The organism is Sphingopyxis macrogoltabida, from assembly GCF_001314325.1.
Classification (GTDB): Bacteria; Pseudomonadota; Alphaproteobacteria; order Sphingomonadales; family Sphingomonadaceae; genus Sphingopyxis; species Sphingopyxis macrogoltabida.
Window position 1 is genome coordinate 1,422,933 of the sequence record NZ_CP009429.1, and the last position, 26,934, is coordinate 1,449,866.

Annotated in this window: 28 protein-coding genes; 10 read left to right on the forward strand and 18 right to left on the reverse strand. The window is 65.3% G+C overall.

Features of this window, described 5'->3' with window-relative positions; translation table 11 throughout:
• Positions 1 to 94 precede the first annotated feature (94 nt).
• The 8 genes from LH19_RS07140 to LH19_RS07175 all read right to left on the reverse strand — a co-directional run bounded on the left by LH19_RS07140 (position 95) and on the right by LH19_RS07175 (position 8,035).
• Positions 95 to 1,486, reverse strand: coding sequence for a glutamine synthetase family protein (locus LH19_RS07140; protein WP_054726412.1), 1,392 nt, complete (start codon positions 1,484 to 1,486; stop codon positions 95 to 97).
• Positions 1,487 to 1,492: 6 nt separating this feature from the next.
• A complete protein-coding gene (locus LH19_RS07145; RefSeq protein ID WP_054726415.1) occupies positions 1,493 to 2,836 on the reverse strand; it encodes an aspartate aminotransferase family protein in 1,344 nt (447 codons plus the stop codon).
• Positions 2,833 to 4,101, reverse strand: coding sequence for an NAD(P)/FAD-dependent oxidoreductase (locus LH19_RS07150; RefSeq protein WP_054726417.1), 1,269 nt, complete (start codon positions 4,099 to 4,101; stop codon positions 2,833 to 2,835). Before LH19_RS07150 ends, LH19_RS07145 begins: the two co-directional genes overlap by 4 nt.
• On the reverse strand, positions 4,102 to 5,448 hold the full coding sequence (locus tag LH19_RS07155; protein ID WP_054726420.1) for a glutamine synthetase family protein: 1,347 nt from the start codon (positions 5,446 to 5,448) through the stop codon (positions 4,102 to 4,104). It abuts the gene before it with no gap.
• A gap of 245 nt (positions 5,449 to 5,693) precedes the next feature.
• A complete protein-coding gene (locus LH19_RS07160; protein WP_054726423.1) occupies positions 5,694 to 5,906 on the reverse strand; it encodes a hypothetical protein in 213 nt (70 codons plus the stop codon).
• Between the two features lie 233 nt (positions 5,907 to 6,139).
• Complete coding sequence (infA, locus tag LH19_RS07165; RefSeq protein WP_054726426.1) at positions 6,140 to 6,403, reverse strand: translation initiation factor IF-1; 264 nt, start codon at positions 6,401 to 6,403, stop codon at positions 6,140 to 6,142.
• Between the two features lie 3 nt (positions 6,404 to 6,406).
• Positions 6,407 to 6,613 carry a cold-shock protein gene (locus tag LH19_RS07170; protein ID WP_054587536.1) on the reverse strand — a complete coding sequence of 69 codons (207 nt, stop codon included), beginning with the start codon at positions 6,611 to 6,613 and terminating at the stop codon, positions 6,407 to 6,409.
• A 189-nt stretch (positions 6,614 to 6,802) separates the two neighbouring features.
• Positions 6,803 to 8,035 carry a sensor histidine kinase gene (locus tag LH19_RS07175; protein WP_054726428.1) on the reverse strand — a complete coding sequence of 411 codons (1,233 nt, stop codon included), beginning with the start codon at positions 8,033 to 8,035 and terminating at the stop codon, positions 6,803 to 6,805.
• A gap of 149 nt (positions 8,036 to 8,184) precedes the next feature.
• On the opposite strand from LH19_RS07175, the gene LH19_RS07180 reads away from it, so the two are divergent.
• Both LH19_RS07180 and LH19_RS07185 read left to right on the forward strand, forming a co-directional pair.
• Positions 8,185 to 8,601, forward strand: coding sequence for a hypothetical protein (locus tag LH19_RS07180; protein ID WP_054726431.1), 417 nt, complete (start codon positions 8,185 to 8,187; stop codon positions 8,599 to 8,601).
• Positions 8,602 to 8,648: 47 nt separating this feature from the next.
• A complete protein-coding gene (locus LH19_RS07185) occupies positions 8,649 to 9,650 on the forward strand; it encodes a fumarylacetoacetate hydrolase family protein (RefSeq protein WP_054726434.1) in 1,002 nt (333 codons plus the stop codon).
• A 50-nt stretch (positions 9,651 to 9,700) separates the two neighbouring features.
• Here the strand turns inward: LH19_RS07185 and LH19_RS07190 are convergent, their stop codons facing one another.
• The 7 genes from LH19_RS07190 to LH19_RS07220 form a co-directional block, all read right to left on the reverse strand.
• Positions 9,701 to 10,747, reverse strand: a complete 1,047-nt coding sequence (locus LH19_RS07190; protein WP_054726437.1) for a type II secretion system F family protein — start codon at positions 10,745 to 10,747, stop codon at positions 9,701 to 9,703.
• Between the two features lie 13 nt (positions 10,748 to 10,760).
• Positions 10,761 to 11,732: a type II secretion system F family protein gene (locus LH19_RS07195; protein ID WP_054726440.1), complete on the reverse strand. Its 972-nt coding sequence runs from the start codon at positions 11,730 to 11,732 to the stop codon at positions 10,761 to 10,763.
• Between the two features lie 66 nt (positions 11,733 to 11,798).
• Entirely contained in the window at positions 11,799 to 13,073 is a 1,275-nt protein-coding gene (locus LH19_RS07200) for a pilus assembly protein CpaE (protein ID WP_054726443.1), read from the reverse strand.
• The gene (locus LH19_RS07205) at positions 13,070 to 13,723 is read right to left on the reverse strand and encodes a CpaD family pilus assembly protein (protein ID WP_054726446.1); all 654 of its coding nucleotides are present in this window, start codon (positions 13,721 to 13,723) and stop codon (positions 13,070 to 13,072) included. Before LH19_RS07205 ends, LH19_RS07200 begins: the two co-directional genes overlap by 4 nt.
• Before the next feature lie 25 nt (positions 13,724 to 13,748).
• Positions 13,749 to 15,236: a type II and III secretion system protein family protein gene (locus tag LH19_RS07210; protein ID WP_054726449.1), complete on the reverse strand. Its 1,488-nt coding sequence runs from the start codon at positions 15,234 to 15,236 to the stop codon at positions 13,749 to 13,751.
• A gap of 1 nt (position 15,237) precedes the next feature.
• The gene (gene cpaB / locus LH19_RS07215; RefSeq protein WP_054726452.1) at positions 15,238 to 16,278 is read right to left on the reverse strand and encodes a Flp pilus assembly protein CpaB; all 1,041 of its coding nucleotides are present in this window, start codon (positions 16,276 to 16,278) and stop codon (positions 15,238 to 15,240) included.
• A gap of 48 nt (positions 16,279 to 16,326) precedes the next feature.
• Positions 16,327 to 16,815 carry an A24 family peptidase gene (locus LH19_RS07220; RefSeq protein WP_054726455.1) on the reverse strand — a complete coding sequence of 163 codons (489 nt, stop codon included), beginning with the start codon at positions 16,813 to 16,815 and terminating at the stop codon, positions 16,327 to 16,329.
• Positions 16,816 to 16,910: 95 nt separating this feature from the next.
• Here LH19_RS07220 and LH19_RS07225 point away from each other — a divergent pair, with 95 nt between their 5' ends.
• Both LH19_RS07225 and LH19_RS27875 read left to right on the forward strand, forming a co-directional pair.
• Positions 16,911 to 18,041: an NAD(P)/FAD-dependent oxidoreductase gene (locus LH19_RS07225; protein ID WP_054733146.1), complete on the forward strand. Its 1,131-nt coding sequence runs from the start codon at positions 16,911 to 16,913 to the stop codon at positions 18,039 to 18,041.
• A 75-nt stretch (positions 18,042 to 18,116) separates the two neighbouring features.
• Complete coding sequence (locus LH19_RS27875; RefSeq protein ID WP_082395489.1) at positions 18,117 to 18,293, forward strand: YegP family protein; 177 nt, start codon at positions 18,117 to 18,119, stop codon at positions 18,291 to 18,293.
• Positions 18,294 to 18,310: 17 nt separating this feature from the next.
• Here LH19_RS27875 and rnhA read toward each other — a convergent pair whose 3' ends face one another.
• The 3 genes from rnhA to ispH are packed head-to-tail and all read right to left on the reverse strand — an operon-like array spanning position 18,311 to position 20,711.
• Complete coding sequence (gene rnhA / locus LH19_RS07230) at positions 18,311 to 18,769, reverse strand: ribonuclease HI (RefSeq protein WP_054587547.1); 459 nt, start codon at positions 18,767 to 18,769, stop codon at positions 18,311 to 18,313.
• Positions 18,766 to 19,725 carry a homoserine kinase gene (gene thrB / locus LH19_RS07235; protein ID WP_054726457.1) on the reverse strand — a complete coding sequence of 320 codons (960 nt, stop codon included), beginning with the start codon at positions 19,723 to 19,725 and terminating at the stop codon, positions 18,766 to 18,768. Before thrB ends, rnhA begins: the two co-directional genes overlap by 4 nt.
• Positions 19,725 to 20,711, reverse strand: a complete 987-nt coding sequence (gene ispH / locus LH19_RS07240) for a 4-hydroxy-3-methylbut-2-enyl diphosphate reductase (protein WP_054726459.1) — start codon at positions 20,709 to 20,711, stop codon at positions 19,725 to 19,727. Before ispH ends, thrB begins: the two co-directional genes overlap by 1 nt.
• A gap of 209 nt (positions 20,712 to 20,920) precedes the next feature.
• Here ispH and LH19_RS07245 point away from each other — a divergent pair, with 209 nt between their 5' ends.
• The 6 genes from LH19_RS07245 (at position 20,921) to scpB (ending at position 26,917) form a co-directional block, all read left to right on the forward strand.
• Positions 20,921 to 21,532 carry a hypothetical protein gene (locus LH19_RS07245; protein ID WP_234716105.1) on the forward strand — a complete coding sequence of 204 codons (612 nt, stop codon included), beginning with the start codon at positions 20,921 to 20,923 and terminating at the stop codon, positions 21,530 to 21,532.
• Positions 21,533 to 21,937: 405 nt separating this feature from the next.
• Complete coding sequence (gene argS / locus LH19_RS07250) at positions 21,938 to 23,665, forward strand: arginine--tRNA ligase (RefSeq protein ID WP_054726462.1); 1,728 nt, start codon at positions 21,938 to 21,940, stop codon at positions 23,663 to 23,665.
• Positions 23,665 to 24,438, forward strand: a complete 774-nt coding sequence (locus LH19_RS07255) for an SPOR domain-containing protein (RefSeq protein ID WP_054726465.1) — start codon at positions 23,665 to 23,667, stop codon at positions 24,436 to 24,438. Before argS ends, LH19_RS07255 begins: the two co-directional genes overlap by 1 nt.
• A gap of 108 nt (positions 24,439 to 24,546) precedes the next feature.
• Positions 24,547 to 25,554 carry a beta-N-acetylhexosaminidase gene (gene nagZ, locus LH19_RS07260; RefSeq protein ID WP_054726468.1) on the forward strand — a complete coding sequence of 336 codons (1,008 nt, stop codon included), beginning with the start codon at positions 24,547 to 24,549 and terminating at the stop codon, positions 25,552 to 25,554.
• Positions 25,554 to 26,321, forward strand: a complete 768-nt coding sequence (locus tag LH19_RS07265) for a segregation and condensation protein A (protein WP_054726471.1) — start codon at positions 25,554 to 25,556, stop codon at positions 26,319 to 26,321. Before nagZ ends, LH19_RS07265 begins: the two co-directional genes overlap by 1 nt.
• Positions 26,318 to 26,917: an SMC-Scp complex subunit ScpB gene (gene scpB / locus LH19_RS07270; protein ID WP_054726474.1), complete on the forward strand. Its 600-nt coding sequence runs from the start codon at positions 26,318 to 26,320 to the stop codon at positions 26,915 to 26,917. Before LH19_RS07265 ends, scpB begins: the two co-directional genes overlap by 4 nt.
• Positions 26,918 to 26,934: the final 17 nt, after the last annotated feature.

Consider the following 26,934-nt stretch of genomic DNA (forward strand, 5'->3'; position numbering starts at 1 on the left):
CTGTATGTTGAGTCAAGCTGACCCAATATCGGCGGCTTGAAAAGGGGGTATTTTGCGGTGCAGCGCCGAATCTCTCAAAGAAACCGGCATCAATTCATGCGTTGCGCAGATACCAGTCGTAATCGAGCGTCGGGACGACGCCGAAATAATTGTCCTGCTCGACGCGCTTGACGATGCTGAACATGTCGACGAACCGCTCGCCGAGATAGGCACGCATCAGTTTGGAGGCGTGGAAGCGGTCGACCGCGGCGAACCAGTTCGACGGTGGCTTGTCGTCGCCCGCGTTGTCGCGGTCATAGCCGTTGCCGACGACCGCGGCGCCGGGATCGGCCTGTGTCGCCATGCCGTGATGCATACCGGCGAGGACCGCGGCGACGGCGAGATAGGGGTTGGCGTCGGCGCCGCAGGCGCGATGTTCGACGTGGCGGCTCGGCGGCGGACCGGCGGGAATGCGGAACGATACGGTGCGGTTGTTGACGCCCCAGGTCGGCGCGACCGGGGCATAGCTGTTCGCCTTGAACCGCCGGTAGCTGTTTGCGTGTGGCGCGAAGAGCGCGAAGCCGTCGCCGACGCTGCCGATCATCCCGCCGATGGCGTGGCGGAGGGCCGGGGTGCCTTCGGGATCGTCGCTGGCGAAGATATTGGCGCCCTTGTCGTCGTTGACCGAGACGTGGATGTGCATGCCGCTGCCCGCCTGCCCGGCGAAGGGCTTGGCCATGAAGGTCGCTTCGAGTCCCTGTTGCTGGGCGATCGCCTTGACGAGCCTTTTGTACATGATCGCATCGTCGCAGGCGCGCAGCGCGTCGGGCTTGTGGCGCAGCGTCAGTTCGAACTGGCCGGGCGCGAATTCGGAGATCGCGCTTTCGAGCGGCAGGTCCTGAACGTCGGTCGCGGCATAAAGCGCGTCGAAGAAGGGCCGGAAGTCGTCGAGTTCTCGCAGCCCGTAAACCTCGACATTGCGCGGGGTATCACGGCTGTAGGCTGGGCGAGCAGGGCGGACGCTGCCGTCGCGGGCGCGGCGCGGATCGACGAGATAGAATTCGAGTTCGACCGCCAGCACCGGCGTCAGCCCGTCGGCGGTGAAACGGTCGACCACGCCGCCAAGCACATGGCGCGGATCGAGGTCGTGCGGTGTGCCGTCGAGCTCGTAGAAGTCGACGAGGAATTGCCCGGCGTGGTCGCCGCCCCACGGCGTGCGGACGAGCGTTCCCGGGATCGGCTTCATCGACCGGTCGGCATCGCCGTCTTCCCAGACAAGCCCGGTTTCGACCGTGTCCTGACCGGTGATGTCGACAACGGTGATCGAACCGGGAAACATGCGGCCGCTTTCATAGACAGCGAGCACTTCGTGCTGGCGCAGCCGCTTGCCGCGCGGCACGCCGCCGAAGTCGGTGTAGATCATCTCGATCGAATCGACGTCGGGATTGGCCTTGAAGAAAGCCTCCGCTTCCGAACGCGGCGCGATCACGCCCGATGATTTCGACATCGCCCCTTACTCCTTCAACGCTTTCGTGCAGTCGGCGAACCCGCCGACAAGCCGGTCGATCTGATCGTCGCCGGTAACCGGGCTCACCAACATCATATTGTGAAACGGCGCCAGCAAAATCCCGCGGTTGGCGAGGAACAGATGGATCGCCGCCTCGAGTCCGGGATGCATCGCGGCCTTGGCTTCGCTGCCGTTCCGCGGCGGGACGGGACAGGTCAGGAATTCGACCCGGGCGCCGACGCTCGTCACATGCCAGTCGAGGTCCGCAGCCGCAATTTCCTGTTCGAGCCCGGCCACAAGCCGCGCGGCGCCGCGGAGCATTGTGGCATAGGCGGCGGGGGTAATGACCTCGTCCAGCATGGTGTCCATCGCGGTGATCGCCAGCGCGTTGGCGGACAGCGTCGTGCCGATGCCGCTGTGTCCCGCGGGACGCGAACGATTCAGCGCCGCCATCCGGTCGGCCACCGCGGCGCTGAAGCCATAGACCGCGCACGGCACGCCGCCACCGATCGACTTGCCCACGACCAGCAGGTCGGGCTTGGGTCCATGGACGACACCGTGACCGCCATAGCCGGACGAGATGGTGTGCGTTTCGTCGAACACCAGCAGCGTCCCGGTCTCGTCACACAGCGCGCGCAGCGTCGACAGGAAACCGGGTGCGTCCAGCACCATGCCGACGTTGGTCATCACCGGTTCGGCAAGGACGCAGGCGATATCGCCGCCGCGCAGGGCTCCGGCGAGCGCTTCTTCATCGTTGAACTCGATCACGGTCGTCGTGCCGCGAAGGTCGTGGACTTGCCCGATCAGGCTCGCGCGCATCGCCGCATCGCCGTCTTTCAGGTCGACGAAGGCGTCATCGACGGCGCCATGATAGGCGCCGTTGAAGGTCAGGATCCTGCGCCGCCCGCTGATCCCGCGGCACCAGCGGATGACGGCGCGGTTGGCCTCGCTGGCGGTCGTCGTGACCTGCCATTGCGGGAGGCCGAACATCGCCGCAAGCGTTCCGGAAAGCGCGGCGGCGCGCTCCGTCGGCAGCATGTAGCTCAGTCCTTCGTCCGCCTGTTTCGCCAGCGCGGCGGCGAGGGCAGGCGGCGAGTGGCCGAACAGGCTCGCCGTATCGCCGAGGCAGAAGTCGTCGTAGCGCTGGCCGTCGATGCTGGTCAGCGTCGCATCCTTTGCCGCGGCGGCGACGATCGGTACCGGGCTTGGCCAGTCGGCCATCCAGTGGAAAGGCACCGACTGGAACCAGCCCGTCGCCGCCGCGTGATGCGCGAAGGCGCGTGGATTGGCGGCACGGAAACGCTCTGCCTCGCGCGCCGCGACACGCGCAATGACAGCATCGGATATCACCCGAGCTTGTCCTTCATCGCATAATAGAGCAGCCCCAGCGTCGCGAGCGGCCGGCGCAGCCATTTGCCGCCGGGGAAGGGCCTCGACGGCAGGTTCGCCAGCACATCGAAGCGCTCGGCGGTGCCCGCCATCGCCTCGGCGATCAATTCGCCCGCGAGCGTCGTCACCAGCGCGCCGTGACCCGAGAAGCCATGCGCGTAAAAGACATTCCCGCGCCGCCCGACATGCGGCAACCGGTTCATCGTCACCGCGACCGCGCCGCCCCAGCCATAGTCGATCTTCGCATCGGCGATCTGCGGGAACACCTCGACCATGAACGGCCGCACGAACGCCGCGATGTCGCGCGGCGGGGTCTGCGAATAGCGTTCGCCGCCGCCGAAGATCAGGCGCCGGTCGGCCGAGAGGCGGAAATAGTTGAGGACGAAGCGGCTGTCGGCGACCGCGGCATCGCTCGGCAGCAGCGCGTCGGCATTCGCGAGCGGCTCGGTCGCGATATTATAGTTCATGATCGGCACGGTGTAGCGGCCGAGGTCGGGCTCGACGTCGCCGATCCAGCTATCGGTCGCGTCGATGACATAGCGCGCGCCGACGTGCGCGCGGTCGGTCATCACGCCAAGCTCCCCGGCGGTGCCGGTGATGCGGTGAGCATTCTCCTTTTCCCGGATGCGAACGCCGGCGGCCTCGGCCGCCCGCGCCAGGCCGATCGCATAGTTCAGCGGATGGAAATGCCCGCCCTGCGGATCATAGGCGCCGCCGTGATAGAGCGGGCTGGCGATATGCTCGCCCATATCGACTTTCGCGACGATGTCGGTCCGATAGCCGAAGCGGGTCCCCAGATAGTCGGCCTCGCGCGCGATCGCGTCAAAATCCTTCGGCGTCCACGCCGCCTCGAGATGCCCGGTTTTCAGGTCGCAATCGATGGCATGCTTTTCGATCCGCGCCTTGACGCGGTTGTCGCGCCAGCACAGGTCGAACAGCGCGTCGGTGCGTTCGCGTCCGAAGTCCGCCTCCAGTTCCGATGCGGTCCAGCGCAACCCCGGGATCAATTGCCCGCCGTTGCGTCCCGACGCGCCGAAGCCGATATGCTCGCGTTCGATCAGAATGACAGAAAAACCGCGCTCGGCGCAGGCTAGCGCGGCGCTCAGCCCGGTGAACCCGCCGCCGATCACGGCAACATCGCAACGGCAATCGTCGCCCTCGACTGGCCGTGGCGGTCGCGCGTGCGCGGTCGCCGCATAATAGCTGTGGTTCAGCGGGTCGGTCATTCAGACCCGCATCAGCAGATGTTCACGCTCCCAGCTCGACACCACCGACTGGTAGTTGAACAGTTCATAGTCCTTCACGGCAAAGAAGATTTCGAAGAAATCGTCGCCCAGAAGATTGCGCACCTTCTTGCACGAGGCGAAGCGGTCGAGCGCTGCTTCCAGGGTCCGCGGCAGGGTGCGCGCGCGGTTGTACGCGCTGCCGGTGATCGGCTTCGGCGGCACCATCCGGTCGACCATCCCGATATAGCCGCAGACGAGCGACGCGGCGATCGCCAGATAGGGATTGCTGTCGGCACCGGGCAGGCGGTTCTCGACGCGGCGGTTGTTCTTGTCGGACACCGGGATACGGAACCCGCACGAGCGGTTGTCGACGCCCCACTGGACGTTGATCGGCGCCGCGCTGTCGGGCCGCATGCGCCGGAAACTGTTCACATTCGGCGCCCACATCGGCGAAATCTGCGGCATGAAGCGGATCAGGCCGGCGACATAGGAACGAAAGGCGGCGCTGTCGCGGCCGTTGGCGGTCGCGAACAGGTTGCGCCCCGTTTCGGCGTCGACGACCGACTGGTGGATATGCATCGCGCTGCCCGGCTGGCCCGCCATCGGGTTCGCCATAAAGGTCGCATAGACGTCGTGCTGTTTCGCGACGTTGCGCACGACGCGCTTGAACAGGAACACCTCGTCGGCGAGACGGAGGGGGTCGCCATGTTCGAAATTCACCTCGAGCTGCGCTGCGCCCATTTCGTGGATCATCGTATCGATATCGAGCCCCATCAGCTCGCAATCGTCATAGATATGATCGATGATATCCTCATATTCGTTCATCGCCTCGAGCCCGTAAGGCTGGCTCGCGGACTCGCTGCGGCCCGAGCGACCGGTGGGCGGAGTCAGCGGAAAGTCCGGGTCGGCATTCTGCGAGACAAGGTAGAATTCGACCTCGGGCGCGATGATCGGTTTCCAGCCCTTGTCGGCATAGAGCGCGAGCACTTTTTTGAGGATGGTCCGCGGCGCGATATCGACGTCGCTGCCGTCGCGGTTGTGGACGTCGGCGATCACGAACGCCGTGGGCGACGTGAAACCGGGGGCAACGCAGATCGTCGACGGGTCGGCGATCAATATCTTGTCGGGATCCTTGTCCCAGATATCGTCGATATCCTCGGGATAATGGCCGTCGATCGTGCAGATGAAGACGCTGCCCGGAATGCGCAGCGACTTGTCCTTCACCGATGACAGGAACTTCTTTGCCGGCAGCACCTTGCCGCGCTGGACCCCGTTGATGTCGGGGATGATACATTCGACTTCGTCGATCTTATGTTCGCTGATCCATTGTTCCAGATTGACTGACATGTGCCCCCGATTGGGCGCAGAGACACGCCCGCTTGTGCAGGTACAGCCTATCGTGAAGTTCGGCGCAGCGCCAGAGGGGGCCGCCATCCGGGCATCGAGGGCATGATTTGATGCCGGATTCTTTGCTTTGCGCGACCGGCGATATCATAGCGCCGTCGCCACCGCTGACCGTCGACAAGGCGCGGATCGACGCTGCTTTGATCGCGACGATCGACTGACCGGCGCGCGTCAGGCCAGGCTGGCAATCAGGCTGCGTCGGCCGCCGCCTGCGCCTTTGCGGCTGCGGCGGCGACTTGCCGCGCGCGCGTCACTTCGGTCAGGATCAGCTTGTCGGCCATGGTCCGCCAAGCCTGCGCCGCGCGCAAATTTCGGTCGCGCACTTGCGTCAGCGCGGTTTCCGCGGCTTCCGCTGCGCATTTCTCGGCCTGGGCCAGATAGAAATCGCTGGTGGCGGACATGGCGGCTCTCCTTGATGGGATCGGGGTAAGTGTCTGTCGTCAAATGGCGGTATTCAGTCGACCATTTCGGCGATCAGGCGGCGTAGCTCGTGCCGCGACAGGGTCGGCGATCGCCGAACCGCTTTGGATGCCCGGGGGCCCGTGAGGGCCGGTCGGCGAAGGGGAGAAGAAAACGCATTCAAATTGAAAATCATAATGTCCTGAAGTCTGGTTATATTGAATTATTTGCAAAATCAGCGCCGGGCGCCTTTGCGCGGGCCGCTTCCGGCCGGGCCGGCGCCACGATCGCGATAGACGATCCGGCCCTTGGTCAGATCGTAAGGCGTCATTTCGACGCGTACGGTGTCGCCCACGACCGACCGGATGCGGAAACGCCGCATCCGGCCAGCCGTGTAAGCGATGATACGATGGTCATTCTCCAGAAGGACGCCGAAGCGTCCGTCGGGGAGGATCTCATCGATCTGGCCGTCGAGGGTTAGTAGTTCCTCTTTGGCCAAGGATCAGGCCGACTGGAGATTGACAGCCGAGGTCTTGCCGCGGTTGTCGGTCTCCAGTTCATAGGAGACGCGCTGATCCTTGTTCAGCGTGCCCATCCCGGCGCGTTCGACGGCGGTGATGTGGACGAAGCTGTCGCCCGAACCATCCTCGTTGGCAATGAAGCCATAGCCTTTTTCGGTGTTGAAGAATTTTACGGTGCCGATCGGCATGGGGTCGTTCCTTTCACGGAATCGGAGTTACCGCCGGCTCATGCCGACGGCGCCAAGTAGCGTGAAGAAGGAAGTGTCCGCCGAAAGGCAAAAAAATCCGTCGCAGGCGACGATAGCGGTGGCAAGATGGGCCCTGATATCCGAAAAGTCAAGGATATGAACGGAAACGGGCTTTTTGACCGACCGAATTCAACTTTGCGCAGTCAACGGAAATGTCACCGAAACCCGCGTCCCCCGGCCGACTTCGCTATGAATGTCGAGCTGTCCTTGATGCCGTTCGCTGATATGCTTGACGATGGCGAGGCCGAGGCCGGTACCGCCGACCGAGCGGCTGCGCGCTTCGTCGACGCGGTAGAAGCGCTCGGTCAGGCGGGGCAGGTGATCGGGAGCGATGCCGTCGCCTTCGTCGCTGACCGACAAGCGGACGCGCCGTCCCTCGCGGACCAGTTCGACCGTCACCGGGGTCCCTGCGCGGCCATATTTCATCGCGTTGGAAATGATGTTGTGCGCGAGTTGCCCGAGCTGCGCCCCGTCGCCGAGCATCGGCTGACTGTCGTCCCCGGCATTGGCGACGATATCCCGGGCGCGCGCGTGTTCGCTGTCGCGAAGCTGCGCGATCGTCGTTTTGACGATCGCGGCGAGGTCGACCGGCGTCGTCGGCCGGCGAAAGCGGTCGGCCTCGACGCGCGAGATCGACAGGAGGTCGATGACGAGTTGCTGCATGCGGCCAGCCTCGCGCTGGATGATCGACAGGAAGCGGTCGCGGGTCGGGCGGTCGGCGTCGCCGTTCATGTCCTGCAGCGTTTCGACATAGCCGAGGATCGCGGCGAGCGGGGTGCGCAACTCGTGGCTCGCATTGGCGACGAAGTCTGAGCGCATGCGGTCGGCGGCGTCGATCGCCGTACGGTCGGCCAGAAAGATGATGCTTTCGTTCCCCGAGAGGGTGGCGATCCGCATCGTCCAGCGCTGGCCGGGGCGCGGGAAGTCGACGAGGTTGATCGTCTCGAGCGGCGCATCGCCATCGATCCGCGACAGCCATTCGGTGGCGGCGGGGTGACGGATCGCGGTGCGGATATCGGCGCCGACGATATGCCGGCCGAGCAGCCGGACCGCGGCGTCGTTGGCGATGGTGACGATATTGTCGGCGATGCCCAGCAAGGGCTCCTTTTCCTGATCGACCCACAGCGCGAAATCGGGATGGCGCAGCAGCGACGGCGGCGGCAGGTCGGCCGGTGGCGTCGCGGTGCCCTGGGGATCGGGGAGAGGCGCGGGCACGGCCCCGTGGACGATCGCCGCTCCGACGAGACCTGCGACGGTCAATATGGCGATTGCCAGCGCGTCGCCGCCCGCCAGCGCCGCGAAAATCGCCGCGACGGCGACCAGCGTCAACGCGATGATCAGGCTGGAAAGTCGATCGAGCATCGTCGCTCGCCTCGCACGAAGGCGCCGGACAATGCAAGGCCGTTCGCTGCCGTTAATCCTTCGCGGGCGAATGTCCCAAAGCGGGATGCGCTGCGCCCGCATGCGGTCTTTTGCTTTTCCTTAGCAGATCGATGGTTTAAGCGACGGCCATGGAAAACAGCGATATCCCGGCCGAAAACACGCCCGCAGGCGCCGATGAAGCCGTGCCCTCGCGGCGCAGGATGCTGGCGCTTGGCGCCGTGGGCGTCTCCGCCGCGCTGACGATCCGCCCGGCCTTTGCGCAGACAGCAGTTTCAGTGATGAACTGCCAGATCCCGGTTCCGCCGCCGACCGCCGCCGGCCAGTATATCGACACCAACGGCAAGCTCGTTCCGCCGGGCACCAAGGGCGCATTCCCGGGGGCAGTGCGGCCGTTCACGGGCGAGGAAGTGAAGCGGGCGTTTCAGGGGCAAAATTTGCCCGGTACGACTTACAACCAGTCGCAGGCCTATCTGAAATATATCCGGCGCTTGCAGGCGGGGCAGAGCGGCTTTACCTGTTACGCATCGATCCAGATGCCGCGCTGATCATTTCCTTTCGGGCGATGACGGCATCGCCAGACGAAGGGACATGTGTGAAACTAGCTTCGCTCAAAGCCGGTCGCGACGGGCGGCTTGTCGTCGTGTCCGATGATCTCGCCTGGTACACCGACGCCGGCCAGATCGCCGCGACGATGCAATATGCACTCGACAACTGGGCCTATGCGGCGCCCCGCCTCGCGGCGCTGGCCGAAGATCTCAACCATGACGCGATCCCGAAGGAGCGCTTTCACGAGCGCGACGCGGCATCGCCGCTCCCGCGCGCTTATCAATGGGCCGACGGCAGCGCCTATGTGAACCATGTCGCGCTGGTGCGGCAGGCGCGGGGCGCCGAAATGCCCGACAGCTTCTGGCACGACCCGTTGATGTACCAGGGCGGCAGCGATGCCTTCCTGGCGCCGCGCGATCCGATCCCGCTTGGCGATCCGGCGTGGGGCTGCGACATGGAGGCCGAAGTGGTGGTCGTCACCGGCGACGTTCCGGCAGGGGTCGATCCCGAAACCGCCCGCCAGCATATCCTGCTCGTCGGATTGACCAACGATGTGTCGCTACGCGGCTTGATTCCGGCGGAACTCGCCAAGGGGTTCGGCTTTTTCCAGTCGAAGCCGTCGAGCGCGATGTCGCCGGTGTTCGTGACCCCCGACGCGCTCGGCGAGCGCTGGAAGGACGGCAAGCTTCACGGGACGTTGTGCGTCGACCTGAACGGCGAGCCGCTCGGCCGTGCCGATGCGGGGGTCGATATGACGTTCGATTTCGGCGCGCTGATCGCGCATGCCGCGAAGACGCGCGATCTGGGCGCCGGCACGATCATCGGGTCGGGGACGGTGTCGAACCGCGGTGCCGACGGCGGTCCCGGCAAGTCGATTGCCGATGGCGGGCTTGGTTACAGTTGTCTCGCCGAAGTGCGGACGGTCGAGACGATTATGCAGGGCGAACCACGGACGCCGTTCATGCAAAAGGGTGACAGGGTCCGCATCTGGATGGACGACGACCGTCACCACAGCATCTTCGGCGCCATCGAGCAGCAGGTCGGCTGAACGAAAAAGGGGCGGGATCGCTCCCGCCCCTTCGGTTGGTTTTGGGTCGATCAGCCCGCGCCGCCGCCGAATTTCCCGCCCGACATCGCGTCGCTCAGCGAGCAGGCCGCCGGGCCGAGAATGACGACGAACAGCGTCGGCAGGATGAACAGGATCAGCGGAACGGTCATGATGGCCGGCAGACGCGCGGCCTTTTCTTCGGCGCGCATCATGCGTTCGTTGCGGAATTCCGCCGAAAGCACGCGGAGCGCGCTGGCCAGCGGTGTGCCGTATTTCTCGGTCTGGATCATCGTCGTGACGACGCCCTTCACCGACTCCAGATTGACGCGGTAGGCAAGATTCTCGAACGCCTGTCGACGCTCGGTCAGAAAGCCGAGTTCGATCGAGGTGAGCGCGAATTCCTCACCCAGTTCGGGATAGGCGCGGCCCAGTTCCTTCGAAACCCGCGAAAAGGCAGAGTCGACGGTCAAGCCCGCTTCGGCGCAGATGACCAGCAGATCGAGCGCGTCGGGAAGGCCCTTGCGGATCGCGTCGGTGCGTTTGGCGCGCTTGTTGTCGACGAACAGGTCGGGTGCCTTGTAGCCGAGCAGCAGTGCCCCCATGACGCCGGCCGCACTCTTGAACGGCGTCAGGTCGGGCCACATTTCGATGCCGTAGATCAGGAAAGCGGCAAGGCCGCCGAACACGATCGGCAGGACGAGGCGTCCGAAAATGACGGTGACAGCAAGATCCTTGGACCGGATACCGGCTTGCGCCAGCTTCTGCTGCACTTCCTTGATCTGTTCGTCCTGCAGCACCTGCAGCCTGCCGAGGAAGGTGCGCATCTTGTCCGCGGTCTGATTCTTGCGAACCAGCCGTGCGCGGCGCTTCGTCGTCGATGCGGTGACCCCGGCCTTGAGCTGTTCGCGGCGGTCGTTGAGCGCCTTGACGCGTTTCGCCATCGGATCGCGGACCGTCATCGCCCCGTAAATTGCGACGATCACGGCGAACACGCCGACCGCGGCGAGCAGCGTCGAGGCCCAGATGACGTCGACGCCGAGCAGGGTCGGGCCGCGCTGGGCGCCGGTGAAGGCGGTGAGGAGAAGGCTGCTGTTCATCTGTCGTGCCTTCTCAGATTTCGAAGCTGATCATTTTGGCCATGATGAACACCCCGATACTCATCCACACGAGCCCCCCGAGACCGGCGATCATCAGACGCGGGTCGACAAAGAAGCCCTGGAGATATTCGGGATTCATCAGCCACACGATGCCGAAAACGAAGAAGGGCAGCGAACCGACGATATAGGCGGACGCTTTCGCTTCCGACGACATGGCGCGAATTTTCAGTTTCATCTGCGCGCGCTTGCGCAGCACGTCGGACAGGTTGGCCAGCGTTTCGGCGAGGTTACCGCCCGTTTCGCGCTGGATGGAGATCGTGATGCAGAAGAACTGGAATTCGGGCGTACCGAGCAGGTTTGCCGATTCCTGCAGCGCGGCTTCCATCGTGTTGCCGATACGGATGCGCTCGATCACCCCCTTGAACTCCTCGCCGACCGGACCCGGAAGTTCCTGGCTGACGACCTGGAAGGTTTCCGTAACCGGAAGACCCGATTTCAGGCCGCGGACGAGCAGGTCGATCGCATCGGGAAAACGCGCGTTAAACTGTTTCAGGCGCTTGTTGATCAGCCGGCCGACGATCATATAGGGAAGACCCAGTCCCGCCAGCAGCCCGATCATCGCGGCCAGCAGCGGCGGCGAACGAAACACAAGCAGCATGCCGGTCACGATCACGAACGCAGCCATCGAACCGAGCATATACTGGCTGACGGTCCAGCCCTTGCCGGTGCGGCGCAGCCGCAATTCCATCTGCTCGCGGCGCGGCATCAGGCTGGAGATGTTCGCATTTCCTTGCCCGCCGGCCGCCTGAATGGTCTTGCGCATCTGCGCTGCGACCACCGCCTCGGTCGAGTTGGCGTGCCGGTCCTTGACCATCGACAGGCGCCGCGACTTCGCTTTGCCGACCGACGGGCCGCCGAGCAGGATGACCAGCACGGCAAAGGCCAGGAAGGCGGCGGCGATGATGAGGATGACTGACAGGTTCATGGTCTGACTTTGTCCGCTTCGGTCAACGGGGCAACGCCGGCCAGCGAGCGCCGGCCGGCATCGTCCTTACTTCGCGCTCTTCTTGGCCATCATGCCGCCGATGCCGCCCAGCTTGCCGAGCAGCGAGCCGCCCGCCTTCGCCTTTTTGGCGACGGGAGCTTCCTCGGCTTCCTCATCGGCCGCATCGAGCGCCAGCCGCATCAAGTTCGTCCAGACCTGGCCCGCCTTGGTGCCCTTGCAAATCTCGGCATAGGATTTGCCGAGCTTCGCCGACTGGCTCACCAGTTTCGGATCGAAGGGGATCACGATGTCGATCGGACGTTCGATGGACGATTCGAATTCCTTGCGCGACAGTTCGCCGATCGCGGTCTGGAACTTGTTCGCGACGAGCAGCACGCGCGCGCCCGGAACATTCTGCTTGAACCACGAGAGCAGACGGATCGTATCGCGCGCCGAGGCGAGCGTCACGTCGCTGACCAACAGGATCGTGCCGACTTCCGACACGAGATGCGGGAAGGGGATCAGCACCTGCCGCGGAATGTCGACGATCGTCATCTCGAAGGCGTTGCGCAGTTCTTCTTCGAGCTGGAAGAAGGCCGAGCCGTCGGTCAGCACCGGCTGGTGGATCGGGGCTTCGGCCGAGAGCAGACTGAGCTTGTCCGACGCGCGCACCATTGCGCGTTCGATGAACAGTCCGTCGATGCGGCTGGGGTTGTCGATCGCGTCGATGAGGCCGCGGCCCGGTTCGAGATCGAGCGTCAATGCGCCGGTCCCGAAATGGACGTCGAGGTCGAGCAGCGCCGTCTGGCGATCGGCCTGTGTGCTCATCGCCCAGGCGAGTGAGGTCGCGACGAGCGATGCGCCGGCGCCGCCGCGAACGCCGACCACCGCCATCATGTGATGCGATTTGGCATCGAGCATGTCGGCGTGTTTCGGTGCGCTGAGCATCGCCTGCGCGTTGGTCAGCGATTCGCGAATCTGGTCGAGCGACAGCGGTTTCAGGAGATAATCCTGGATGCCGCTGGACAGGAGGTCGCGGTACAGGCGGACATCGTTGACCTGACCGGCTGCGATCACGACGGTACCGGGCTCGCACACTTCGGCCAGCGCGTTGATATCGTTGATCGGGTCGCCCGATTCCGACATGTCGACGAACAGGATGTTCGGGCTTGCCGACACCGAAAGCGACTGGACGGCGTTGCGAAGCCCGCCCTTGTTGCACTTTTCGACCGGCCAGCCCATGTCGCCGGCGGCGACACGGATCAACTCCAGCGTGTCGTCGTCGCAGACGAAGGCGTTGAAGGGGTCACGCAGACCCGCGGCTTTGAATGGAGCGTTCACTGGCTGCCTCCCCCGCTGCCGTTGCTCGTCGACTGGCCGCGCAATTCGCCGGCGCCGGTCTGCGGCTTTTCACGATAGGTCTTGATCGCGCGCGTTGCTGCGGCGGGGTCATTCCGTTCCTCGCTGGTGCCCTTGATCAGGTCGTTCGGATCGGCGACCATCGAAGCGAGATTGCTGTTCGTGGCGCAGCCGTAGTTCGACGAGGTCGCGTTCTTGATGTTGACCGAATATTTGCTTCCCCAGTCGGGGCAACCTGCGACACTGGCCGAAGCGCGGGTGATCACCACACGCAGATAGCCGGGCGGCACAGCGCCGGTCGTGACGGGAACGTCGTTGCTCATCAGCAGGCCGCGCCGTTCGACCATCGAACGGATCACTGCCTGTGCGCCCGACGAACCATAGGCCGAGGGGTCCTCGATCGCGATCCGGTCGCCGTAGCGTGCGCCCATCGTATCGAGCCAGCCCTGCAGGCGGCCCTGTTCGCTGGGCGGCAGTTCGCCGTTCGAAGCGGCGACGTCGAATTGATAGATGGCGTTGCGAACGACCGGCTGATGCACCGATTCGAGGCTGGTGTTGCTGCCCGCGCTGCCGGCGCAGCCGGCAAGCGAGGTGGCCAGCGCCAGGACCGTCCAAGTTGCGATTTTTTTCATCACTTTGCTCCTGAAAACCAGCGCGTCACTTGATGCTGAAGCCGGGCGACACTTCGTCGCTGCCGCGCAGGCGGTCGGCGTCACCCACCGAGGTGTCGAGGCGCGGTTTCGGCCGGTCGCCACCGGTCACACCGTTGCTTTCCTGTCCGAGCAGCAGCCGTCCGAGATCGTTCGGCGCCTGGAAGGCATCGGTCGGCAGCTTGATCTCGTTCGCCGACACCGGATTGACCAGATAGGGCGTCACGACGATCACCAGCTCGGTTTCGCCGCGGCGGAAGCTGTCCGATTTGAACAGCATGCCGAGGACGGGCACGTCGCCGAGGCCGGGCAGCTTGTCGATCGCGCCGATCGAGCGGTTGTTCATCAGGCCGGCGATCATGAAGCTTTCGCCCGACCCGAGTTCGACCGTCGTTTCCGCACGGCGGATCGTCAGCGCTGGGATCTGAAAACCTTCCATCTCGATCGCGCCTTCGGTCGACAGTTCCGACACTTCGGGACGGACGCGCAGGCTGATGCGGCCGTTCGACAGCACCGTCGGCGTGTAAGCGAGGCTGACACCATATTTCCGGTATTCGATCGTCGTCCCGGCGAAGTTGCCGGGGATCGGGATCGGGAATTCGCCGCCCGCGAGGAAGTCGGCGGTTTCGCCCGAAATCGCGGTGAGGTTCGGCTGCGCCAGAGTCGCGACCATGCCCGAACGTTCGCCAAGATCGAGCGACGCGATCAGATCCATCCCGAACAGGCGGCCGGCACCGGCAAGGCTCCGCGTCCCGCTCGGCGTGTTAATGATATAGCGCTTGACCCCGGGAGGCACCGCCGGATCGCCTTCGCCCGGATACAGGATCTGGCCGGGCGTGCGTCCGTTGAACACACCGCCCAGAAAGCCGCCGGTCATGTCGCGGGTCAGCAGGTTGCCGCTGATTTCCTTGACGAGCGAACGGTTCACCTCGGCGATGCGGACCTGCAGGTTGACCTGCAGCGGCGTCGCGGTGCGCAGGCGCGAGACGACCTTGGTCTGCTCGCCGACGAAAGCCTGTACGAGCCGTTCGGCTTCGGCGGCGTCGTCGGGCGACTGGACCGTCCCGGTGAGCAGCACGAGGCCGTTCATCGTGTTCGCCGAAATCGATGCCTCGGGCATCGCGAGCGACAGCATCTGGTCGATCGTCTCGATGTTGTTGCCGACGCGGGCGACGGTCGAATAGACGACCCGGCCGCTGGCATCGGTGGCATAGACGCTCGTTTCGCCGGGCGCCTTGCCGAAGACATAGAGCTGGCGGCTCGAGCGGACCTGCACGTCGGCGACCTTGTCGTCGGCGACGAACACGTCGGTCATCGCGGCGGGGAGGCTGATCAGGCGGCCGCGGCCGACCGACAGGTCTATGCTGCTGCTCGCATTCTGGACCGCCTGTGCCGACGCCTGCTGGGCCGGAGCGGAGATCAGCGTGGCTGCAACGAGGCCGATGGCCAGGGTGCGCGCGAGCGCCGTGCCCAAGAAATTGGCTTTGCTGTTCATCTTACTTACCCCCCACCGGAACTTCGGTGACCTGGCCGCCGCGGGTCACGCGGACGACAGGGCCGCGGGGCGCCGCCGGTGCGGCAAATCCCGTTGCCGACGGCATGCCGCCGCCATATGACTGCTGCTGCTGGCGCGGCGGTGCCTGGACGCGGCCGCTGACAGGAACCCAGAAGCGCGAAACGTCACCGCCGGTCGTCGCCGAGCCACGACCCGAGGTAGGGCGGGCAGCCGCTTCGGCCAGCATCTTCTTTTCCGCGGCGGTGCCGCCCTTCGCCGGGACGTTGACTTCACCCGATGCAATCGCGGCGTCGAGGTCGCCCGCACTTTCGGCGAGCGGGCGCAGCGCGAGCGACAATTTGCCCATATTCTGCGCCACGGCGATCTTTTCGGCGATCTCCGGCGTGGCCTCGAGCGTTACCGAGCCAAAGGTGTTGACCGGGGTCTTGCCGGTCTCGTCCTCGGCGTTGTAGCGCTGGTCGGTGGCGAGGACGCGAACGTTGCGAACGATCGTCTCGGCGGTGAACAGTTGGTCGTCGGGATAGGAGCTGCCCTCCTTGACCTCGATTTCCTGGGCGAGGACCACGTCGACCCGGTCACCCGGAAAGACGAAACCGGCGACGCCCTGTTCCTGCGACACCTTGACGGTGACCGCGCGCATGCCCGGGCCAAGCGCCGCAGCAAGGAAGCCGCGGTCGTCGGGCTGGACGAGCGCGCCCTGCGTGACCGGCTGGCCGGCAGTGATGGGATAGCGGACCACCGTACCGACCAGCGTGTTCACGTCGGTCTTGTCCTTCAGGAAATAGGCCTTCTCGACCAGTTCCTTCGGCCACGGCTGGAAGCGGAAGCTGTCGGGGCCGACGATCGTCCCCACCGGAAGCTGCCGCGTTGCGACGAGGATCATCGGTCCGTTGATTTCCGGTGCAGCGGCGGCGCGAGCCTCCGGTGTCGATGATCCCCGCATCATCAGGTTGACCCCGAACGCCGCACCGATCGCAATGACCAGCGCGCCGACGATCAGCATTATCTTTCGCGTATCCATGACGATTTTTCGCCTCCTAACACCCACCGGACGCGGCGGTGCTTACCCTCAGGTCGAACCGATAGACTGAAACTGGTTAAGATATTGTTGGTGAAGCACCCAAAGCCCTGCGGCCGCGATCGCGACCCCGTAAGGCACCTCGACCGGGCCTTCCGACGGACGCAATTTCATTTGCACGAGCATGACGGCCGACAGGATGCCGCCCCCGATCGCCATGACGGTCAACGTCGGCATAAACAGGGGCAGGGGCACCCAAAGCATCACGGCACCGATCATCTTGACGTCGCCGCCGCCCATCGCGCCAATCGCGAACAGGCCGACGAAGGCCAGGAACACGGCAAAGGCGGCACCGAACTGGATCGGCACATCGGGCCAGACCGGCAGGCCGATCGCGATCCAGAATGGAATGGCGAGCAGCGCCATCGCCGCGTTGAGGCCGTTGGAGATCGTCCGCGAGCGAAGATCGCTGATCGCGGCGGCAATCATCAACACGGCCAGCAAGGCCATCAGGGCGAGAGCGAGCGAGCCGTTTTCCATGCATTTCCTCTAGCAACCATGGCTTACCAAAGAGTAACCATGCCGACGGGCCCGCGCGGCTTGCATTCCGCGGACCAGCCGATATGCGGGCGGCCATGACCGCCGCCGCGCCTTCGTCCACCGATGTCTTGATCGTCGGCGCCGGAATCGCCGGCGCCAGCCTCGCCGCGGCGCTTGCGCCGTATCGCCGCGTAACGATGATCGAGGCGGAGGATATGCCCGGCCGCCACGCGACCGGCCGGTCGGCGGCATTCTGGCATGAAAGCTATGGCGGGGCGGGGGTGCAGCCGCTGTCGGCGGCGTCCTTTGCGCTGCTCGACAATCCGCCGGCGGCATTTTCGGATCGCGGTTTCCTGTTGCCACGTACCGCATTGACCCTTGGGCGTCAGGACGAAGTGGCGGCAGTGGATGCCTTCGTCGCCGAATTTTCGGGGCAGGGCGTCGATGTGACCCGGTTCACGGGTGCCGGCGTTGCAGCGAAGATACCCGGCCTTCGGCCCGCGTGGACCGAAGGCGCATATGAACCCGCATGCCGCGATATCGATGTCGGCGCGCTGCACGCCGCCTATTTGCGCGCGGCGAAGCGGGCGGGGGCCTCGCTCGCGACGCGCGCGCCGCTTCGGTCGGCGCGGCGTACCGGCGCCGGCTGGGAGGTTCGCACGGCGACGGGGACGATCGCGGCCGCAGCGATCGTCAATGCGGCGGGAGCATGGGCCGACGAGGTTGCGGCGCTTTGCGGTGTCGCACCGATCGGGATCCAGCCGCTTCGCCGTACGGTCCTGCAGGTGCGCCTCGGCGTGGCGGTACCCGCGGACCTGCCGCTCGTCGTCCATGTCGGCGGCGATTTCTATTTCAAGGGCGAGAGCGAAGGCCGGGTGTGGCTGAGCCCGCACGACGAAACGCCGATGGCGGCTTGTGACGCGGTACCCGATGAGCTCGACGTCGCGCTTGCGATCGACCGGTTGCAGTCGGTGGTCGACTGGCCGGTCGCTGCGGTCGAACGCAAATGGGCCGGGCTGCGCAGTTTCGCGCCCGACCGCATGCCGGTTTTCGGCGCCGACGTAGGTGAACCGGGCTTCATCTGGTGCGCAGGGCAGGGCGGCGTCGGCATCCAGACGGCGCCCGCCATTTCAGCGCTGCTCGCCGCTCAACTGGGTGCGCCCGCCCCCGGGGGCGCGATCGGTGCGGTCGATCCTGTTCCCTTTGCGCCGACGCGTTTCGGGTGACCGCTTGCGCACGCGTTCCGGCGAGCTAAGCTCGGCCATGGTCGCTATTCGAGCGACTCCCGCAGCGGAGGTTCCATGGCCCACTATTTCGAGATCAAGAAGAACAAGGCCGGCGAGTTCGTCGCCTATTTCAAATATAACAGCGAACCGATCTTCTGGACCGAAGGCTATTCGAGCAAGGCCTCGGCGAAAAATGCGATCGAATCGATCCTGAAAAACGGCCCCGGCGCCGTCGTTCGCGACGAAAGCTGAACGTTTTGCGCGGGCGTTCAGCGCGCCCGCGCCACCTCCAGCGCGGCATCGCTGGCAAGCTGGTCGGCCAGTTCGTTGTCGCCGTGACCGGCGTGGCCCTTGACCCACAGCCATTCGATATCGTGCCGTTTCGCCTCGGCGATCAGCCGTTGCCAAAGGTCGGCGTTGGCAACGGGTTTCTTCGCGGCGGTCTTCCAGCCGTTCTTCTGCCAGCCGAACACCCATTTGGTGATGCCGTCGCGGACATAGACGCTGTCGGTCGACAGCTCGACGCGGCAGCGGCGCTTGAGTGCCGCCAGCGCTTCGATCGCCGCCATCAATTCCATGCGGTTGTTCGTCGTATCGGGTTCGCCGCCCGACAGCTTCTTGACGACATCGCCCCAGCGCAGCACGGCGCCCCAGCCGCCCGGGCCGGGATTGCCCTTGCACGCGCCGTCGGTCGCGACGATCACCGTCTTTGCCGGCGCGTCGCTCATGCGGCGAACAGGCTGGCGGCGTCGGCCGCCTGATAGCGGCGCAAGCGGTTGAGGAAAGGGGCCGGGTCCTTGCGCGTGACGAGCGCGTCGGCCGGGGTATGGACCCAGTCGTGCGCGCGGGTCAGCAGGAAGCGGAGCGACGCGCCGCGCGCGAGCAGCGGCAGGGCGGCAATTTCCGCGTCGGTCAGCGTGATTTCACGGGCATATCCCTGCATCAGCGCCCGTGCGAGTTGCCGGTCGCATTCGGCCCCGTCGCCCGAAAAGGTCCATGATGCGTGAGTGACCGCGACGTCGTAGGCGCGATAGTCGGTCGCGGCGAAATAGAAGTCGATCAGGCCGGTTACCCGGTTGCCGAGCATCAGCACATTGTCGGGAAACAGATCGGCATGAATGACATGCGCGGGAAGATCGGCCGGCCAATGCGCGTCGAGCCAGGAAAACTCGGTATCGACGACGGCCTGCAAGCCCGGGATGACAGCATCGAGATCGCCGGTGGCCTCGGCGACGCCGCGCCAGTGAAGATGTCCCATGCTGTTTTCGCGTGCGCCGGGAAAGCTGGCGACCGCGCGGTGCATGGCGCCGAGCGCCGCACCCGCCGCTTCGCACTGGGCGGGCGTCGGATGGGTCAGCGATATGCCCGACAGGAACTGGATGATGCATGCGGCACGGCCCGAAATCTGCTGGATCGCTTCACCGTTCCGGTCGCGGATCATCGCTGGGACGGGGCAGCCCTGATCGGCAAGGTGACCGAGCAGGTCGACGAAGAAGGGCAGGTCGCTCGCCTGCACCCGCTTTTCGTAAAGCGTCAGGATGAAGCGTCCGCCGGTCGTTTCGAGCAGGAAATTGCTGTTCTCGACGCCTTCGGCAATGCCCTTGCACGACAGGACGGTGCCGATGTCGTAGCGGGCGACGAGAGCGGCCAGATCGTCGGGATCGACCTCGGTATAGACGGCCATTAGTTCGGTGCCGGTTCGAGCCCGCGGGGCAGCTTGAAGATCATGTTTTCCTCGGCGGTGACGACGACGTCCTCGACGATCGTCCGGTGCGCCGCGATGGCGTCGATCACTTCGCGGACCAGCTCTTCGGGGGCGCTTGCTCCGGCGGTGACCCCCAGCGTGCCGATCCTGTGCAGCCATGCCGGGTCGATGTCTTCCCCGCGCTGGACGAGATGCGCGGGGGTGCCCATCCGCTCGGCGACCTCGACGAGCCGGACGCTGTTCGAACTGTTCGGCGCCCCGATGACGATTACCCGGTCGCACTGACCGGCGATGGCCTTCACCGCCTGCTGGCGGTTCGACGTCGCGTAGCAGATGTCCTCGCCGCGCGGGCCGGAGATTTCAGGGAAACGGTGCTGCAACGCGGCAACGATATCGCGCGTGTCGTCGACCGACAGCGTCGTCTGGGTGAGGAAGGACAGTTTTTCCGGATCGGCGGGAGTGAGGGCGGTGACGTCGTCGACCGATTCGACCAATGTCATCGCACCTTCGGGAAGCTGGCCGAGCGTCCCGATGACCTCGGGGTGGCCGGCGTGGCCGATAAAGATGATGTGGCGCCCGGCCTCGTTCGCGCGTTCGGCCTGCCGGTGGACCTTCGATACCAACGGACAGGTCGCGTCGATATAGTCGAGCCCGCGCATTTCCGCCTTGGCCGGAACCGCCTTGGGAACGCCGTGGGCGCTGAAGACGACCGGAACATCGTCGGGAACCTGGTCGAGCGATTCGACGAAAACCGCGCCTTTGGCCTTCAGCGTTTCAACGACATAACGATTGTGGACAATCTCGTGCCGGACATAAACCGGCGCGCCGAAGCGCTCGATCGCCAGTTCGACGATGCGGATCGCGCGGTCGACACCGGCGCAGAAACCGCGCGGCGCGGCGATCAAAACCTTGAGTTCTGCCGTTTCGCTGCCTTTTGGCGGTGCAAAGTTATGCGGAGCGTTCATTATGCGCGCGCTCTAGCGCAGCATCGCATATGGGGTAAAGGAGCTTCGCACCGTTGCGCCGCGTTCATCGCGCCGATAAGAAGCGGCGCGCATGACGCTCGGGACATTCGTTCCGACGCATCAGCGCCAGTTTGGAAAGCCCGTTCATCATGATGTCCATTTCGTCTCCGTCCCGCAAATTCCTGGCCCTGCTGTGCGGAACGGCAGCCATGGCGACGGTGGCGGGCTGTGCGAAGGACAACGAGATCGACGTCTCGGGCGGCGTCGGCATTACCTCGACGCGCAGCGCCTGCCCGTCGGTGGCGGTGCCGCTGCAGACGGGCGACATCACCCTGTTCGATCCCGCGACGAGCCGCGACGCGAGCGCGATCGATGTCGTCGCGATGATCACCAATGTGACGCCGCAGTGCAACGACGAGGGCGAGAAGGTCTATCAGCTCGCGAATTTCGACGTCGTCGCGACGCGCCGCGATGCCGGCCCCGCGCGGACCGTCACCCTGCCTTATTTCGCGACCGTCGTGCAGGGCGGGACCGTCGTCGTCGCCAAGCGGCTCGGCAATGTCGCGGTCACCTTTGCCGACGGGCAGACGCGCGGTACCGGGCGCGGCCAGGCGTCGGCCTATGTCGACCGCGCTGCCGCGACGCTGCCCGCCGACATCATGGAACGCATCACGCGCAAGCGTAAGGCGGGCGATCAGGACGCCGCGATCGACCCGCTCAGCGTCCCCGAAGTGCGCGCGGCGGTCCAGCGCGCCAGCTTCGAACTGCTCGTCGGCTTCCAGCTGACACAGGAACAGCTCGAATATAACGTCCGACGATAAGGCGCGCGGCGGCGCTTTTCCTGCGCCGTTCGCCGATGCTCCCTGCGACGCTTTTCCGGCGGCGCAGGGCTTTTCGCGTTGCGCAAGCTGCGCTAGGGGCCGTACGCCATTACAGCGCCGTCGAGGTTTGAGGCAAAATGGCCCAGTGCGAGGAGAGAAGGCGCAGTAATATGTCGATATTTCAAGACTTCTCGACGAAGCAATGGGCCATTTTGATCAAATCCCTTCGGGACGTCCAAATGGCTTCCATCTCGGCCCGAAAGCCGCTTGGAAAGGCCACCTGCCTTCCCGGCGCGTCTTTCGGCCCGAGTTGTTCGCCATTTGGGCGCCTCGACGGCGCTGTAATGGCGTACGGCCCCTAGGGCGCACGCAATGCTTCACTCCATTTGAAGATTAGGATCCGCCGTGACCCTGTTCAGCCGTTTTTCCGACCATATCGGCGCCGCGCTCGATGCGCTTGCCGCGAAAAATGCCGTGCCTGCCGGGCTCGACCGCAGCGCGGTCAGCGTCGAGCCACCGCGCGATCCCGCGCATGGCGATGTCGCGACCAACGCCGCGATGGTGCTCGCGAAGCCGGCGGGAATGAACCCGCGCGCGCTTGCTGAGTTGCTCGTCGCCGAACTCGGCGCGCTCGATGAAGTGACCGAGGCGAGCGTCGCGGGCCCGGGCTTCATCAACCTCCGCCTTGCTGACGACAGCTGGCGGAACGAACTGGCGCTGATCTTCAGCGAAGGCAATGATTACGGGCGCTCGACGACGGGGCGGGGGCGGCGCGTCAATGTCGAATATGTCTCCGCGAACCCGACGGGGCCGATGCACGTCGGCCATTGCCGCGGCGCGGTCGTCGGCGACGCGCTCGCCGCGCTGCTCGAATATGCCGGGCATGACGTCGTTCGCGAATATTATGTCAACGACGCGGGCGCGCAGGTCGATGTGCTCGCACGGTCGGTGCATATGCGCTACCGCGAGGCGCTCGGCGAGGATATCGGCGCGATCCCCGAGGGGCTCTACCCCGGCGACTATCTGGTTCCCGTCGCCGGCCGGCTGGCGGCCGAATATGGCGACCGCTTCGTCGGCGCGCCGGAAAGCGCGTGGCTCGGCCTGTTCCGCGCCGAGGCGGTGAGCGCGATGATGGACATGATCCGCGCCGACCTCGCGAAGCTGGGCATCCATCACGACCTGTTTTCGTCGGAAGCCGAGCTGCAGGCAGCGGGCAAGCCCGCTGACGCCGAGGCATGGCTGCGCGCGCATGACCTCGTCTACGAGGGCGTGCTCGAGGCGCCGAAGGGCGAAACGCCCGAGGATTGGGAGCCGGTCGAACTGCCGCTGTTCCGATCGACCAAATTCGGCGACGATCAGGACCGGCCGATCAAGAAATCGGACGGTAGCTGGACCTATTTCGGCGCCGACCTCGCCTATCATTTCCAGAAGAGTCAGGATGCCGACGAGCTGATCGACATCTGGGGCGCCGACCATGCCGGGACGGTGAAGCGGATCAAGGCGGCGGTCGCGGCGCTGACCGGCGGCGAGAAGAAGTTCGACGTCAAGCTGGTCCAGATGGTCCGGCTGCTCAAGAATGGCGAGCCGTTCAAGATGTCGAAGCGCGCCGGCAATTTCGTCACCCTCGCCGATATCGTCGACGAGGTCGGCAAGGATGCGGTGCGTTTCACGATGCTGACGCGCAAGGCCGATGCGCAGATGGATTTCGACTTCGCCAAGGTGGTCGAGGCATCGCGCGACAATCCGGTCTTCTATGTCCAGTACGCGCATGCGCGGATCGCGTCGCTGAAGCGCAAGCTCGCCGATGCCGGCATCGCCGCTGCGGCGCCGAACCCGGCGCGGCTCGACGAGTATGAACTCGGCCTCGTCAAACTGCTCGCGCAATTCCCGCGAATCGTCGAATCGGCCGCCTCGGCGCGCGAACCGCACCGCATCGCCTTTTATCTGGGCGAGGTCGCCGCGGCCTTCCACGCGTGGTGGAATATGGGCAATGACAAGCCCGAGGCGCGGGTGATCATCGCCGACGATCCCGAATTGACTGCGACGCGGCTTTATTTGGCCGATGGAATCGGGCAAGTCATCCGGAACGGGCTGCACCTGATGGGGGTCGAGGCGCTCGAGGAGATGGTTTGATGGCAGACGACAGCAAGGGGCAGGGGGACGCCGGACTGGGTCTGGAAGACGAGGACCGGCTGCCTTGGCTCGAAGCCGCCGACGAATATGACGAGGATGGCGAGGTATCGCCGGTACGCCTGCTGGTCATGGTGCTCGGCGGGTTGCTGTTGATCGGGGCAGTGCTCGGCGGCCTCTGGTGGGTCCAGAACGGCGGCGCGCGCGGGCAGGGCGAACTGATCGCGGCGCAGCAGGGCGACTATAAGGTTGTGCCCAAGAATGACGCCGCCAAGACCTTCGAGGGCGAAGGCGATGCGAGCTTTGCCGCCAGCGAGGGCGTCTTGCCCGGTGGTAAGGTCGATCCGAGCCGCATGCCCGAAGAGCCCGCGGTAACCCCCGAAGAGCGCGAGGCCGCGGCAAAAGCGGCGAAGAAGGCAGCGGCCGACAAGGCGGCCAAGGCCGAAGCCGCGAAGGCGGCATCGACGGACAAGGGCAAGCCGGCCGCGACGTCGGTCAAGACCGCCGATGCGGCCGCGAAGGATGCGCCCGCCGCTTCGGGCGGCGCGATGATCCAGCTCGGCGCGTTCAGCAGCGAGGCGGCCGCCGCCAAGGCGTGGACCAACCTGTCGAAGCGGTTCGCCTATCTGGCCGACCTCGGCAAGTCGGTGTCGCCGGCGACAGTGGGCGACAACAAGGTCTATCGCTTGCGCGTTTCGGCAGGTTCGGCCGCCAACGCCGCGAATCTGTGCGGGAAATTGCGTGTTGCCGGCGAAAATTGCGTCATCGTCCGCTGATTCGGCCCGCTTGGCCGCAGCACTCATTGGTTCGGTAACCGGGCCGTGCCATCATGCGCGCATTGGATGGCGCACGAGGGGGTGCCAGCCGATGGAGGTTGACGCACGATGATACCGGCGATCTTTGGCCTGTCGGGCCTGACCCTGACCGATAACGAACGCGCTTTTTTCCGCGACAGCGACCCCGCAGGCTACATCCTGTTCGGGCGCAATATCGAAAATCGCGAACAATTGCGGCGGTTGACCGACGATCTTCGGTCGCTCGACGGGCGCAGCAACCTGCCGATCCTGATCGACCAGGAAGGCGGGCGCGTCGCGCGGATGAAATCGCCCGAATGGCCCGATTTCCCGAGCGGCGCCGCGTTCGACGCGCTTTATGAGCGCGCGCCCGCGAGCGCGATCGAGGCAGCGCGGCTCAATGCCATGGCCCTTGCAGTGATGCTTGCCGAGGTCGGGATCACCGTCGATTGCCTGCCGCTCCTCGATGTCCGCCAGCCGGGCGCGAGCGATGTCATCGGCGACCGCGCGCTCGGCAGCGAACCGATGCGCGTCGCGGCGCTCGGCCGCGCGATCCTCAGCGGCCTGCAGGCCGGCGGCGTGGTCGGGATCGTCAAGCATATTCCGGGGCATGGCCGCGCGATGGCCGATTCGCACGAGGCACTGCCCGTCGTTTCGGCGCTCGACCGCGACCTGCAGACCGACCTCGCGCCCTTTGCGGCGCTGCGCGATGCGGCGATGGCGATGACCTGCCATGTCGTGTTCGAAGCGTGGGATCCGGATCGCCCCGCGACATTGTCGCCGACGGTCATCGACAGCGTGATCCGCCAGCGCATCGGATTCCATGGCCTGCTGATGACCGACGATCTCGACATGAAGGCGCTGTCGGGCGACGTGCCGTCGCGCGCTGCCGACGCGATTGCGGCGGGATGCGACATCGCGCTCAATTGCTGGGGCAAGATGGACGATATGATCGGTATCGCCAAGGCGCTCGACCCGATCAGCATGATATCGCTCGCGCGCCTCGAAGGCGCGATGGACCGCATTGCCGGAGCGCATGATCCGCGACAGTTCGCGACGCTGGTCGATCAGCGCGACGCCTTGCTGGCCGTTGCCTGATGGAAGAACTGCCGCTCGACTTCGAAGTGGCACCGACGGCGGAGCGCGACGATGCGCTGCAGCTCAGTCTCGACAGTTGGGAAGGTCCGCTCGACCTGCTGCTGACGCTGGCGCGCAGCCAAAAGGTCGACCTCCGGCAGATTTCGATCCTCGCGCTGGTCGAGCAATATCTGGCCTTCATCGCCGAAATGCGCGCGAAGCTGGAGGTTGCCGCCGATTATCTGGTGATGGCGGCATGGCTCGCCTATCTGAAATCCGCCCTGCTGCTGCCCAAGGACCCGACCGAGGATCCGTCGCCTGACGAACTGGCGCTGCGGTTGCAGCTTCGGCTCCAGCGGCTGGCCGCGATGCGGGAGGCGGCGGCGCGGTTGCTGGCGCGCGACCGGGTCGGCCGCGATGTTTTCCTGCGTCCGAAGCCCGAGGGGCTCCACGATGTGAAGCTCCGCCGTTGGGATGCCAGCCTCTATGATCTCCTGTCCGCCTATGGCCAGGTCAAGCTGCGCACCGAACCCGTCGTTCATATGGTCGCGCGGCGGCCCGTGGTCACGCTCGACGCCGCGCTCCACCATCTCCAGCGGTTGATCGGGGTGAAGCTCGACTGGGCCGAGCTTTCCGATTTCCTGCCGCCCGACTATCAGGGGCCGTTGCGCCGTTCGGCGATTGCGTCGAGTTTCGTTGCGGCGCTCGAACTGGCGCGGCAGGGCCGCGTCGAACTGAAACAGGACGGCGCTTTCGAGCCGCTTTATCTGAAGGCCGCATCCGCATGACTCCGATCGACGATCTCGAACGCGCGATAGAGGCGATGCTGTTCGCCAGCGACGAACCGCTCGACGCGCGGCAGGTCGTGGGGCGGCTCGGCGACGAAAAGACGCCGGGCGAGATTCGGGCGATCATCCAGACCATCGCCGCGCGCCATGCCGGCAGCGGCATCGAACTGGTCGAGCGCGGCGGGCACTGGCATTTCCAGACCCCTGCCGATCTCGCCCATCTGCTCCGCCGCGAGCGCGACGACCCTCGCAAGCTGTCGCGCGCTGCGTCCGAAGTGCTGGCGATCGTCGCCTATCACGAACCCGTGAGTCGCGCGGAGATCGAGGCGATCCGCGGAGTCCAGACCTCGAAAGGCACCCTCGACGTGCTGATGGAGGCCGAATGGATCGCGCCCGCGGGACGGCGCGAGGTGCCGGGGCGGCCGCTGATCTACAAGACGACCGACGCTTTCCTGCAACATTTCGGCCTCACCAGCCGCAAGGACCTGCCGGGAATCGAGGATTTGCGTGCGGCGGGCCTGCTCGACCCGGTCGACCTCGCTTTCGAGGAAGCGATAGGAGAGCTGGACCTAGTAAAAGACGGCGAAGAGGCCTAGATGGGCCGCTCAAGGAG

Excerpts from the sequence above, each read along its gene's own strand:
- LH19_RS07140 (WP_054726412.1), bottom strand. The coding sequence starts at position 1,486 with ATGTCGAAATCATCGGGCGTGATCGCGCCGCGTTCGGAAGCGGAGGCT.
- LH19_RS07150 (WP_054726417.1), bottom strand. The coding sequence starts at position 4,101 with ATGACCGACCCGCTGAACCACAGCTATTATGCGGCGACCGCGCACGCG.
- LH19_RS07155 (WP_054726420.1), bottom strand. The coding sequence starts at position 5,448 with ATGTCAGTCAATCTGGAACAATGGATCAGCGAACATAAGATCGACGAA.
- LH19_RS07160 (WP_054726423.1), bottom strand. The coding sequence starts at position 5,906 with ATGTCCGCCACCAGCGATTTCTATCTGGCCCAGGCCGAGAAATGCGCA.
- LH19_RS07170 (WP_054587536.1), bottom strand. The coding sequence starts at position 6,613 with ATGCCGATCGGCACCGTAAAATTCTTCAACACCGAAAAAGGCTATGGC.
- LH19_RS07175 (WP_054726428.1), bottom strand. The coding sequence starts at position 8,035 with ATGCTCGATCGACTTTCCAGCCTGATCATCGCGTTGACGCTGGTCGCC.
- LH19_RS07180 (WP_054726431.1), top strand. The coding sequence starts at position 8,185 with ATGGAAAACAGCGATATCCCGGCCGAAAACACGCCCGCAGGCGCCGAT.
- LH19_RS07190 (WP_054726437.1), bottom strand. The coding sequence starts at position 10,747 with ATGAACAGCAGCCTTCTCCTCACCGCCTTCACCGGCGCCCAGCGCGGC.
- LH19_RS07195 (WP_054726440.1), bottom strand. The coding sequence starts at position 11,732 with ATGAACCTGTCAGTCATCCTCATCATCGCCGCCGCCTTCCTGGCCTTT.
- LH19_RS07205 (WP_054726446.1), bottom strand. The coding sequence starts at position 13,723 with ATGAAAAAAATCGCAACTTGGACGGTCCTGGCGCTGGCCACCTCGCTT.
- LH19_RS07210 (WP_054726449.1), bottom strand. The coding sequence starts at position 15,236 with ATGAACAGCAAAGCCAATTTCTTGGGCACGGCGCTCGCGCGCACCCTG.
- cpaB (WP_054726452.1), bottom strand. The coding sequence starts at position 16,278 with ATGGATACGCGAAAGATAATGCTGATCGTCGGCGCGCTGGTCATTGCG.
- LH19_RS07220 (WP_054726455.1), bottom strand. The coding sequence starts at position 16,815 with ATGGAAAACGGCTCGCTCGCTCTCGCCCTGATGGCCTTGCTGGCCGTG.
- LH19_RS07225 (WP_054733146.1), top strand. The coding sequence starts at position 16,911 with ATGACCGCCGCCGCGCCTTCGTCCACCGATGTCTTGATCGTCGGCGCC.
- LH19_RS27875 (WP_082395489.1), top strand. The coding sequence starts at position 18,117 with ATGGCCCACTATTTCGAGATCAAGAAGAACAAGGCCGGCGAGTTCGTC.
- rnhA (WP_054587547.1), bottom strand. The coding sequence starts at position 18,769 with ATGAGCGACGCGCCGGCAAAGACGGTGATCGTCGCGACCGACGGCGCG.
- thrB (WP_054726457.1), bottom strand. The coding sequence starts at position 19,725 with ATGGCCGTCTATACCGAGGTCGATCCCGACGATCTGGCCGCTCTCGTC.
- ispH (WP_054726459.1), bottom strand. The coding sequence starts at position 20,711 with ATGAACGCTCCGCATAACTTTGCACCGCCAAAAGGCAGCGAAACGGCA.
- LH19_RS07245 (WP_234716105.1), top strand. The coding sequence starts at position 20,921 with ATGGCGACGGTGGCGGGCTGTGCGAAGGACAACGAGATCGACGTCTCG.
- LH19_RS07255 (WP_054726465.1), top strand. The coding sequence starts at position 23,665 with ATGGCAGACGACAGCAAGGGGCAGGGGGACGCCGGACTGGGTCTGGAA.
- nagZ (WP_054726468.1), top strand. The coding sequence starts at position 24,547 with ATGATACCGGCGATCTTTGGCCTGTCGGGCCTGACCCTGACCGATAAC.
- LH19_RS07265 (WP_054726471.1), top strand. The coding sequence starts at position 25,554 with ATGGAAGAACTGCCGCTCGACTTCGAAGTGGCACCGACGGCGGAGCGC.
- scpB (WP_054726474.1), top strand. The coding sequence starts at position 26,318 with ATGACTCCGATCGACGATCTCGAACGCGCGATAGAGGCGATGCTGTTC.